Source organism: Streptomyces sp. NPDC024632 (assembly GCF_055559175.1).
Genome location: NZ_JBVHLD010000004.1, coordinates 127,826 through 138,329 on the forward strand (window position 1 = coordinate 127,826; position 10,504 = coordinate 138,329).

At 71.9% G+C, this 10,504-nt stretch carries 10 protein-coding genes; 9 read left to right on the forward strand and 1 reads right to left on the reverse strand.

Annotated elements, in window-relative coordinates; all coding sequences use genetic code 11:
* Positions 1-68: 68 nt before the first annotated feature.
* The 3 genes from ACZ37P_RS10310 (at position 69) to ACZ37P_RS10320 (ending at position 3,427) form a co-directional block, all read left to right on the forward strand.
* The gene (locus ACZ37P_RS10310; protein ID WP_467345976.1) at positions 69-1,424 is read left to right on the forward strand and encodes an FAD-dependent oxidoreductase; all 1,356 of its coding nucleotides are present in this window, start codon (positions 69-71) and stop codon (positions 1,422-1,424) included.
* A gap of 201 nt (positions 1,425-1,625) precedes the next feature.
* Positions 1,626-1,976 carry a ferredoxin gene (gene fdxA, locus ACZ37P_RS10315; protein WP_355342430.1) on the forward strand — a complete coding sequence of 117 codons (351 nt, stop codon included), beginning with the start codon at positions 1,626-1,628 and terminating at the stop codon, positions 1,974-1,976.
* A gap of 29 nt (positions 1,977-2,005) precedes the next feature.
* On the forward strand, positions 2,006-3,427 hold the full coding sequence (locus ACZ37P_RS10320) for a cytochrome P450 (protein WP_467345977.1): 1,422 nt from the start codon (positions 2,006-2,008) through the stop codon (positions 3,425-3,427).
* 69 nt (positions 3,428-3,496) lie between these two features.
* Here ACZ37P_RS10320 and ACZ37P_RS10325 read toward each other — a convergent pair whose 3' ends face one another.
* Positions 3,497-4,420, reverse strand: coding sequence for an SDR family NAD(P)-dependent oxidoreductase (locus tag ACZ37P_RS10325; protein ID WP_391163039.1), 924 nt, complete (start codon positions 4,418-4,420; stop codon positions 3,497-3,499).
* A gap of 229 nt (positions 4,421-4,649) precedes the next feature.
* Between ACZ37P_RS10325 and ACZ37P_RS10330 the strand changes: the two genes are divergently transcribed.
* The 6 genes from ACZ37P_RS10330 to ACZ37P_RS10355 all read left to right on the forward strand — a co-directional run bounded on the left by ACZ37P_RS10330 (position 4,650) and on the right by ACZ37P_RS10355 (position 10,283).
* Complete coding sequence (locus ACZ37P_RS10330; RefSeq protein WP_467345978.1) at positions 4,650-6,284, forward strand: class I adenylate-forming enzyme family protein; 1,635 nt, start codon at positions 4,650-4,652, stop codon at positions 6,282-6,284.
* 3 nt (positions 6,285-6,287) lie between these two features.
* Positions 6,288-7,457 carry an acetyl-CoA acetyltransferase gene (locus ACZ37P_RS10335; RefSeq protein ID WP_467345979.1) on the forward strand — a complete coding sequence of 390 codons (1,170 nt, stop codon included), beginning with the start codon at positions 6,288-6,290 and terminating at the stop codon, positions 7,455-7,457.
* Entirely contained in the window at positions 7,454-7,933 is a 480-nt protein-coding gene (locus ACZ37P_RS10340) for a Zn-ribbon domain-containing OB-fold protein (protein ID WP_467345980.1), read from the forward strand. The genes ACZ37P_RS10335 and ACZ37P_RS10340 overlap by 4 nt, the downstream gene beginning before the upstream one ends.
* Positions 7,934-8,128: 195 nt before the next feature.
* Positions 8,129-9,331: an ABC transporter substrate-binding protein gene (locus ACZ37P_RS10345; RefSeq protein ID WP_355342412.1), complete on the forward strand. Its 1,203-nt coding sequence runs from the start codon at positions 8,129-8,131 to the stop codon at positions 9,329-9,331.
* Complete coding sequence (locus ACZ37P_RS10350) at positions 9,328-9,852, forward strand: nuclear transport factor 2 family protein (RefSeq protein ID WP_467345981.1); 525 nt, start codon at positions 9,328-9,330, stop codon at positions 9,850-9,852. Before ACZ37P_RS10345 ends, ACZ37P_RS10350 begins: the two co-directional genes overlap by 4 nt.
* A complete protein-coding gene (locus tag ACZ37P_RS10355; RefSeq protein ID WP_467345983.1) occupies positions 9,831-10,283 on the forward strand; it encodes a MaoC family dehydratase in 453 nt (150 codons plus the stop codon). The genes ACZ37P_RS10350 and ACZ37P_RS10355 overlap by 22 nt, the downstream gene beginning before the upstream one ends.
* The last annotated feature ends 221 nt before the right edge of the window (positions 10,284-10,504 follow it).

The following is a 10,504-nucleotide window of genomic DNA, read 5'->3' on the forward strand; positions in this document are numbered from 1 at the left end:
ACCGTTGACACGTATTGCTTCGCCTGGTTAAGTACACATGGCTAAGTAATGGTGGGGATGAGGAGCAGATGAACCCTTACCGTGTCGCCGTCGTCGGTTCGGGACCGGCGGGCGTCTACGCGACCGACGCTCTCGTGCGCGGCGCGCTCGATGTGTCGGTCGACGTCTACGACCGGCTGCCCACGCCGTACGGCCTGGTGCGGTACGGCGTCGCGCCCGACCACCCGAGGATCAAGTCCATCGTGGTCGCCCTGCGGAAGGTGCTCGAACGCGACGGGGTCCGCTTTCTCGGTGACGTCCACGTCGGCCGCGACGTGACGACGCGGGAACTCGCGGAGCTGTACGACGCGGTGGTGTTCGCGACCGGCGCCTCCGTCGGCCGCAGGCTCGCCGTACCGGGGGAGGAGCTGGCCGGGGTCTGCTCGGCCACCGACTTCGTCGCCTGGTACAGCGGCCATCCCGACCACGCCCGCGCGGGGGAGTCCTTCCCGCTGGAGGCGGAGTCGGTGGCCGTCGTCGGCGCGGGCAATGTGGCGCTCGACGTGGCGCGCCTGCTGGTGAAGTCGGCGGCGGACCTGGCGCGGACCGACATGCCGCCGCACGTCCTGGACCGGCTCGCGCACAGCCGTGTCCGCGACGTCCACCTCGTCTGCCGCCGCGGGCCGGAGCACGCGAAGTTCACCGCGAAAGAACTGCGTGAACTGCTCGAACTCCACGATGTCGCGACCGAGTTGGACGCCGGGCTGCTGCCCGCCGGGTCGCAGGACCCGCTGACCGCGGCCAACCTCAAGGTCTTCGCCGACCTCGCCTCCCGTGAGGTGCCCGCCGTCCGGCGCACCCTGCGCTTCCACTTCTGGTCCCGCCCCGTGGAGCTGTTGGGCGACGGCGGCGCCGTCACCGCCGTGCGCCTGGAAAGGACGCGGGAGGCCGACGGCGCGGTCGTGGCGACCGGCGAGGTCACCGATCTCACGGCCGGCATGGTCGTCCGGTCGGTCGGCTACCACAGCACACAGGTCGGCGCCCTGCCGTTCGACGAGGACCTGGGCCGCGTCCCGCACGACGCCGGCCGGGTGCTGGGCCCCGACGGCCGGGCGCTCGACGGTCACTACGTCGCCGGGTGGGCCAAACGCGGGCCGTCCGGGGTCGTCGGCACGAACCGGGCCTGCGCCGCCGACACGGTGGCCGGTCTCGTCGCGGACCTGGCGGCCCGGCCGCCCCGCGGCGCCGGGCCCGACGAGGTCGACCGGGTGCTCGCCGAGCGCGGCGTCAGGCCCGTCACGTACGACGGCTGGCTGTCGATCGACGCGGAGGAGGAGAGCCGCGGCCGGAACCTCGGCCGGGCGCGTACCAAGATCCCCGACTGGGAGACCCTGCGGCACGTCGCCGCCGCGGACGCCGACCGGCCGGACCGGGGCGCGGCCTGACGCGCGGGCGCCCACGACCGCCCGAACCCCGGGCGCACCGGAGGCCGTTCGCCACCACCCGAACCCCGGGCGCACCGCAGGCCGTTCACCACCGCCCGAACCGGCGGGCGTCCAACACCGCCCGCACCGGGAGCCGTTCATCACCGCCCGAACCGGCGGGCGTTCACCACTGTCCCTCTCAACCAGGAAGTCGGCATTCCCATGGCCTACGTCATCCACGGCGCCTGCATCGACGTGCTCGACCGGAGCTGCGTCGAGGTCTGCCCGGTCGACTGCATCTACGAGGGCTCGCGCAAGGCGTACATCCACCCCGACGAGTGCGTGGACTGCGGTGCCTGCGAGCCGGTCTGTCCCGTCACGGCCATCAAGTACCGCGACGAAGTACCCGAGGGCCAGGCCGACTTCGTGGAGGACAACGCCCGCTTCTTCCTCGAACCCCTTCCGGGGCGCGACGAGCCGCTGGGCCACCCCGGCGGCTCGGCCGACCTCGGACCCACCGGTGTCGACACCGCTCTGGTGTCCCACCGCCCGGCGTCGTCGGGCGGCGCCTGACCCCATCCACCTCGGAGGCCCAACCCGCCATGGAGAGCCTGAAGGAAGCACGCGACCAAGACCCGTATCCCTTCTTCGCCGACCGACTAGCCCGCGGTCCCGTCCACTGGGACGAGGGCATGAACGCCTGGATCGTCGTCGGCTACGAGGAGTGCCGGTACATCCAGCTCAACGAGGATCTCTTCGCCCACCCGTACTTCGAACTCAAGGGCGCGGCGGACGTCTACGGGGGACCCAAGGGAGTGCTGCTCCTCCAGGGCGAGCAGCACCACCGCGTCCACAACTTCCTCCTCCAGCACTTCACGCCGACGACGGTCCGCAAGTACCGCACCGCCTTCATCGCGGAGCTGGTGAGCGCCCGGCTCGACGCGATCGAGGGGCGCACCCATGTCGACCTCGCCGCCGAGTTCGCCTCGGTGGTGCCCAGCGACGTCATCGCCGCGCTGCTCGGACTCGACTGGCGCGACGAGGAGTTGATGGCCAAGTGCCGTCGCTGGAACTCCACGATGTTCCGCTGGACCGAGACCTTCGGCGAGGACGAGGAGGCGTACGCGGAGGCGGCCGCCGCGGCCTCCGCCCTCAACGAGGTGCTGCTCCCGGTCATCAGGGCGCGCCGGGACGAGCCGCGCGACGACCTGATCTCGGTGCTGTGGGAGCAGGGGCAGGGCGTGCTGGAGCAGTGGGGCGAGGAGGAGATCTTGGCGCAGGCGCGGGTGCTGTTCTTCGCCGGTACCGACACCACCGCGCACTTCCTGAAGAACGCCATCCACACGCTGCTGAACCACCCCGAGTTGCAGGACCGCATCCGCGGGGACGAGCGGCAGATCGTGGCCTTCGGCGAGGAGGTGCTGCGCTACCTGGCGCCCGTGCAGTTCCGGGTGCGCGTGGCGACCCGTGACGTGGAGGTGGCGGGACGGCTGATCGCCAAGGGCGACCGGGTGCACCCGGTCAACGGGGCCGCGAACCGGGACCCCCGGCAGTTCCACCACCCCGAGACCGTCGACCTGGACCGCGGCAATCTCAAGACGCATGTCGCGTTCAACGTCGGCCCGCGCTACTGCGTCGGCGCCGCCCTCTCGCGCGGCGAGGAGGTCGAGGTGATCTCGCAGTTGCTCGACCGCTACGGGACGCTGCGCTGGGACCGCGACGCGGAACCGGCGCGCTACCGCGGCTACATGCCGCGCTCGTTCAGCCCGCTCAACGCCGTGGTGGCCCCGGCCGAAGAGGCCGCCCCGGCCACTGCCACCGCCACCGCCACCGCCACCGTCAGCGCGGACGCGGACGCCTGCGTGGGCGCGGGGAACTGCGTCCTGGTGGCGCCCTCGGTCTTCGGCCTGGACGACGACGGGGCCGTGGCCGTGCTGCGGGAGCGGATCGGCGCCGCCGACCGCCCCGCGGCGGACGCGGCGGCGGCCGGGTGTCCGGCGGCGGCGATCATCGTGGAGGACTGACGACGCGGACAGCGAAAAGGTGGCCGGGCCCCGAGGGCCCGGCCACCGTCGTACGCGGCTGACGTACGGTCAGATCGCGGCCACGCGGCCCGATCGCGCGGACGCCTCGGCGAAGTCCACGACGGTCGTGTCCCGGACCGAGCCGAGACGGTCCCGCCGGGCGATGATGTCGTCCAGCCGCAGCGCCGTGCTCCCGGTGATCTCGTCGGCGGGCGTCCACTCCCGCATGCGGGACACCGTCGGGCCGTGGACGACGAAGACCTGGCCGGTGATCCCCCGGGAGTGCGCGCAGCCGAGGAAGGCCGTGAGCGCGGCGACGCTCTCGGGGTCCCACTCGTCGGCCGCGCCCTCGGCGGGCGCCATGCCCTCGACGACGCCTTCGGTCATGCCGGTCCGGGCGCGCGGGCAGATGGAGTTGGCGCGTACGCCGTAGCGTGCCAGCTCGCGCGCCGCGACCTGGGTGAGGGCGACGATGCCCGCCTTGGCGGCCGAGTAGTTGACCTGCCCGAAATTGCCGTAGAGCCCGGCCTCCGAGGACGTGGTCACCACGGCGGCGTCGACCGGCTCGCCGGACGCCTGGTGCAGCGCCTTCCAGTGGGCGGCGGCGAAGTGCAGGGGACCGGCGTGGCCCTTGAGGTGGACGGCCATCACCGCGTCCCACTCGGCCTCGGAGATGTTGACGATGGTGCGGTCCCGGATGATGCCCGCGTTGCAGACGAGGAAGTCGAGCTTTCCCCGGACGCCGGCCGCCTGGGCGATCAGCCGCTCCGCGCCGTCCCAGGTGGAGATGTCGTCCCCGTTGGCCTCGGCGCTGCCCCCGGCCGCGCGGATCTCCTCGACGGCCTCGTCGGCGGCCGGCCGGCCCTCCGGCGTACGGCCCACGTCGTTGACCACCACATGCGCGCCCGCCCGTGCGAGCGCCCGCGCCTCGGCGCGCCCGATGCCCTGGCCGGCCCCCGTGACGACGGCGACCTTCCCCTTCAGCTCGTCCATTTCTCGCCCTTCTCCTCCGTGCTCGTGCGGCTCGGTCCGCGAGATGTGCCCCCGGGTGATCAGCGTGAACAGCGTGATCAGGAGGCACTGAAACACATTTGCTTAGCCAGGTAAAGAGATTGACGCGATCCATTGCGCTCGGTTTAAGACGATGTTACACATGGCTAACCACTTCCCGTGAACGGCCTCCGCTTCGCCGTCCGCACAGTTCGCGACGAGAGGAAAGAGCATGGCCGCTGCTCCCGCGCCGACGACGAGGACCGACCGCGAGGCGTACTACCGCGAGCACGGATACTGGACCTCCGAGCGTCTCGGATGGTGGGTGTTCGACGTCGCCGAGCGCACCCCGGACCGCGAATTCCTGGTGATCGGCGACCTTCGGCTGACGTACGGCGAATTCGCCGCGTGGGCCGACGTGCTCGCCGCGCACTTGGTCGAGGCGGGAGTCGTACGCGGCGACCGCGTCATGATCCAGCTGCCGAATCTGGCGGAGGCGCTGCTGGGCCAGGTCGCCGCCTTCCGGATCGGCGCGGTCAACGTCCCGGTCGTGCCGATCTACCGCGAGCACGAGATGGCGCACATCGTCAACGACTGCAAGCCGCGCGCGGTGATCTCGATCGCGGAGAACCGCGGCAGGCGCCCCGCCGAGGAGCTGGACGGCATCCTGGAGGGCGCCACCTGGGGACCGGTTGCCCGCTTCTGCGTGGACCTGGAGGAGCCGCGGCCCGGCTGGCGCGCCTTCCCCGGCCGGGACGACCGGCGGCCCGCCGTCTCGCTCCCCGACCCGCTCGAACCCGACCGGTGCTGCCTGATGCTCTACACCTCGGGGACGACCTCCGCGCCCAAGGGCGTCGAGCTGACGGGCCAGGGGTTCGTGTCCAACGCGCGCAGCATCCGGCACACCATGTCGCTGAGCGCCAAGGACGTCTTCTTCTGCGCCTCGCCCCTGTCCCACCTGGCCGGTTTCAACGCCGGGGTCGTCTGGCCCGCGTCCATGGGCGCCAAGATCGTCGTGATGCCGGTCTGGAACGGCGCGGAGGCGGCCCGGATCATCGAACGCGAACGGTGCACCTTCACCACCGCAGCCTCGGTGTTCCTCCACGACCTGGTCGCGGCCCACCGCGAGGGCATCGGCGCCGGCCACCCGATCTCGGTGTTCATGTCCGGCGGCGCGGCGACCGTACCCGATCTGATCCGGGAGGCGGGCGAGGTCGGGATCACCGCGCTGCGCGGCTACGGCATGACGGAGACCGGCGGGGGAGTCTCCTGGGTCGCCCCCACCGAACCGCTCGACATCAGGGCCGAGTACGACGGCGCCGTCGTCCCCGGCAGCGAGATCCAGGCCGTCGACGCCGAGCGCCGGCCGCTCCCGCCCGGCGCGGAGGGCGAACTGCGGATCAGGGGTCCGCAGGCCCTCATCGGCTACACCGACCCGGCCCTCACCCGCGAACAGCTCGACGAGGAGGGCTGGTTCTACACCGGCGACCTCGGCCGGGTCGACACGCGCGGTCTGGTCCGCATCACCGGCCGTACCAAGGACATCATCAACCGCGCGGGCGAGAAGTTCTCCGCCCGCGACATCGAGGAACTCATCCAGCGGCACCCGGCCGTCGACATGGCGGCCGTGGTCGGACTGCCCGACCCGCGGCTCGGCGAGGTCGTCGGCGCCTTCGTCACCCTCGCCGCGGGCCAGAAGTGGCCGGGCGACGGCGAGATGACGGCGTACCTGGACCGGGCCAAGCTCGCCAAGCAGAAGATCCCCACCTCGTGGCAGGTGCTCCCCGAGCTGCCCAGAACCGCCTCGGGCAAGATCCAGAAACACGAACTGCGCCACACGAACTCCACGACGAACAGGAGGAGTTGAGCCGTGACCCGCCCCGACCGCACCCCGGTCATCGCCGCCGTCGGACTGTCCGACGGTCCCAAGGCGCCCCATCTCGACGCGCTCGGCCACCAGGCCCAGGCGATGCAACGCGCGCTGGCCGACTCCGGCCTGCGCAAGGACGACATCGACGGCTTCGGCTGCGCCGAGGCGTGGATCCCCGGCGTCCCCGGCGTCGACCTCCCCGAGACCGCGGAGTACCTGGGCCTCGACCCGCGGTGGATCGAGGGCACGTACACCGGCGGATCGGCCTACGAGTTCCAGATCCAGCACGCCGAGGCCGCGATCCGGTCCGGCATGGCGGACACGATCCTCCTCACCTACGGCAGCGACCTGCTGACCCGGATGGGACGGAGCCTCGGCACGGCGTACGGCCGCAGGCCCGTCGGCGGCGCGGCGTACGAGGAGCCGTACGGCAAGACGACGGTCGCCGCGTACGCGATGGCCGCGCGGCGCCACATGTACGAGTACGGCACCACGCCGGAACAGCTCGCCAGCGTCGCCGTCGCGGTCCGCGAACACGCGGCCCACAATCCGCAGGCCATATACCGCAAGCCGCTGACCGTGGACGACGTCCTCGACTCCCGGATGATCGCCGACCCGCTGCACCTGTTCGACTGCTGCGCGATCACCGACGGCGGCGGCGCCGTCATCGTCACCACCGAGGAGCGCGCCCGCGACCTCAGGCAGCCGTACGTCTCGATCCTGGGCACGGCCGCCCGCCAGAACCACTGGAACATCTCGCAGGCGCCGGACGTGACCACCACGGCGGGAGCCCGCTCCGGCCCCGACGCCTTCGCGCGCGCCGGACTGACCCCGGCCGACGTGGACATGGCCATGCTCTACGACAGCTTCACCATCACGGTCATCCTGCTGCTGGAGAGCCTGGGCTTCTGCGAGCCGGGCGAGGGCGGCCCCTTCGCCGAGGAGGGCAACCTCCGGCTCGGCGGGAAGCTGCCCGTCAACACCGACGGCGGCGGCCTGTCCGCCTGCCATCCGGGACTGCGCGGGATCTTCCTGCTGATCGAGGCGGTCAGACAACTGCGCGGCCAGGCCGGTGAGGTGCAGGTTCCGGACTGCGAGGTGGCGCTCGCGGCCGGCTCCGGCGGCTGGTTCTCCACGATCGGCGTCACCATCCTCGGGAAAGGCAGATGAGGCAGATGGCAACCGAGAACATCCGCGGCCCACAGGGGACCCTCGACGTCATCGACGTGGCCGACACCTGGGCGAAGCCGGTCCCCGAACTTGACCCGGTCAGCGCCACCTACTTCCGCGCCGCCCAGGAAGGCACGCTGCTGATCCAGCGCTGCCCGTCCTGCCACGCCACGCAGCACTACCCGCGGCTGATCTGCCGCGTCTGTGCGGCGACGCCCGAGTGGGAGGCGGCGAGCGGGCGGGGCACCGTCTACACCTACACCGTCGTCCGGCAGGCGGGCATGCCCGGATTCGACGAGGACGCGCCGTACGTGATCGCGCTGGTCGACCTCGACGAGGGGCCGCGCATGATGGGGAACATCACCGACTGCCCTGTGGACGAGGTCCGCGTCGGCCAGCGCGTCCAGGCGTATCAGTTGCGGATCGCCGACGGGATCGGCCTGCCCCAGTGGCGGCCCGAGACCACCTCCGGCTGAGACCGCGCCACGCGACCGAGGCCACGTCCGGCTGAGACCGCGCCACGCGACCGAGGCCGGGTCCGGCCGAGGCCGCCCCCGACCGAGAGCACCTCCGGCTGAGCCCGCTCGCGGCTGAGCCCGCCCACCCTCCCCGTGACGCGCGTACGCGCCGTCGCCGGCGATCCATCATTTCACTTCGTTAAGGAGCCTGTTGTGCACAGATCCCTCTTCGGCGTCGGCGTCCTGGCGCTCGCCGCCACGATGTCGCTCGCCGCCTGCGGCTCCAACGGCGGGGGCAGCACCTCCGGCGGTGGCGGCGGCAAGACCCTGGTCATCGGCTTCGCCGCCCCGCTCACCAGCGGCAACGCGGCAGTGGCCGAGCAGATGGTCAACACGGCCAAACTGGCCGTGAAGACGATCAACGCGGACGGCGGCGCGGGCGGCCGGAAGCTCTCCCTCAAGGTCTACGACGACAAGCTCACCGCCGACGAGTCGGCCAAGGTCGCCCAGCGGGCCATCACGGTCGACAAGGCCGGGGTCATGATGGGCGGCTACACCAGCATCGAGGGACTGGCGATCCGCAAGATCGTCGAGCCGCGCAAGATCGTCTTCATCAACTCCTCGACGATCTCACCCGCCCTGATGGACGGCGCGAAGTACACCTTCCGCACCACCGTCGACCAGAGCGACTACCCGGTCCAGATGATCGACCTGCTCAAGTCGCTCGGCTACAAGCACCCGGTGGTGACCGCGGACGACGGCCCGACCGGATCGACGCTGTGGAAGCCGATCGTCGACCAGGCGAAGCAGGCGGGCATGGACCCGGGCGACACCGTGCACTACACGCTGGGCGCGACCGACCTGACCTCGGCCGTGACCAAGCTGAAGGGCGAGCACCCGGACGCCGTCGTCCACATCGGCTCCGCGGCGGCCGACGCGGGACTCATGCTCAAGACGATGGCGGAGGCCGGGGTCAACGTGCCCGTCGTCGGCTTCGGCTCGCTCATCGCGCCGGACGCCCTGAAGATCGGCGGCGACGCGTACACCAAGCTCCCGGCGATCTACACGCTCGCCAACCAGCAGCCGTCCAAGCCGGAGTACCAGGACTTCGTCAAGGCGTACGCCACCGAGTACGGCGGCAGCGCGGACGCGCTCGCGCTGGGCCTGGCGGAGCAGGCGGGCGCCACCTGGGACGCCTTCACCGTCCTGAAGAAGGGGCTCGACGCCACCAACGGCGACACCGACGGGGACAAGCTCGCCAAGGCGATCGACGCGATCACGCCCTTCGCGGGCGCCGCGGGCAAGGACGGCTCGCTGATCAACTTCGGTGACGGGCGCGACGGATTCAGCAAGTCGCTCGTGGCCTTCCAGTTCGTCGGCGGCAAGCCCAAGGAACTGGCGAAGCAGCCCTCGTGACCCGGCGCGACCCGGTCGACGCGCCGGGCCCCACACCCCGGGGCCCGGCGCTCGACGCCCAGGACGTCCGGCGGATCACCGCCCTGCTCACCGCGTACTGCGACAGCGTGGACACCGGTGACTTCGCGCGCTTCGCCCGCCTCTTCCGCGACGGCACCTGGATGGGAATGCCCGGCGCCGACGTCGAGGACTGGATGCGGGAGAACGTCCTCACCTACGACGGCGCCACGCACACCCGGCACCGCGTGCACGACATCAGCCTGGCACCCGGCCGTTCGCGGGACGAGGCGTACGGGACCTGCGGCATCGAGGTCACCCAGCGGTTCCCCGGTGAGCGGGCCCTGCTCGTCACCCGCAACACCTACGCCGACCGGTTCCGCCGCGTGGACGGCCGGTGGCGGTTCGACTCCCGGACGATCACGCGGCGGCAGCCCGGCGACGACTCCCGGCACCGGCGCCGGGGGAGCGGCCGGGACGACAACCAGAAGGGACGAGGCACGTGCGGATCTTCGACGGCCTGACGGATCTGGCCGACTCCGAAGGCGAGGATCTGGGGGCCGGCGACTGGATCGCGGTCGACCAGAAGCGCATCGACGCCTTCGCCGACGTGACCGGGGACCACCAGTGGATCCACGTCGACCCGGACCGCGCGGCCTCCGGTCCCTTCGGGCGGACAGTCGCCCACGGCTACCTGACCCTGTCGCTGCTCGCCGAACTCACCACCCGGCTCTACCGCGTCGACAACGTCTCCTTCGCGGTCAACTACGGCCTGGACCGCGTCCGGTTCGTCACGCCCGTGCTCGAAGGCTCCCGCATCCGCGCCACGGCGCGGCTCGCGGAGGCCGCACGCCTGGACGCGGCCGTCCAGGTGAGGCTGGAGAGCACCATCGAGATCGAAGGGTCACGGCGCCCGGCCGCGGTCGTCACCTCACTCGCCCGCTACATCGCCTGAGCCGGGCAGCGTGCGAGGCGCGGCGGACCGGGACAGGACATCGCGATGGACCTGCGCGTCGCGCCGCACCGGCTGTGTGCCCCTTCTGCGACCGGCGGCGGGAACTGCCGGGCGGCCGGGGGGGGGGGGGGGGGGGGGGGGGGGGGGACCCGGGGGGGGGGGGGGGGGGGGGGGAGAACCGACGCCCGGACGGGTAAGAGAGGGAGGGGGCGACCGCCGTC

Excerpts from the sequence above, each read along its gene's own strand:
- ACZ37P_RS10310 (WP_467345976.1), top strand. The coding sequence starts at position 69 with ATGAACCCTTACCGTGTCGCCGTCGTCGGTTCGGGACCGGCGGGCGTC.
- fdxA (WP_355342430.1), top strand. The coding sequence starts at position 1,626 with ATGGCCTACGTCATCCACGGCGCCTGCATCGACGTGCTCGACCGGAGC.
- ACZ37P_RS10320 (WP_467345977.1), top strand. The coding sequence starts at position 2,006 with ATGGAGAGCCTGAAGGAAGCACGCGACCAAGACCCGTATCCCTTCTTC.
- ACZ37P_RS10325 (WP_391163039.1), bottom strand. The coding sequence starts at position 4,420 with ATGGACGAGCTGAAGGGGAAGGTCGCCGTCGTCACGGGGGCCGGCCAG.
- ACZ37P_RS10330 (WP_467345978.1), top strand. The coding sequence starts at position 4,650 with ATGGCCGCTGCTCCCGCGCCGACGACGAGGACCGACCGCGAGGCGTAC.
- ACZ37P_RS10340 (WP_467345980.1), top strand. The coding sequence starts at position 7,454 with ATGAGGCAGATGGCAACCGAGAACATCCGCGGCCCACAGGGGACCCTC.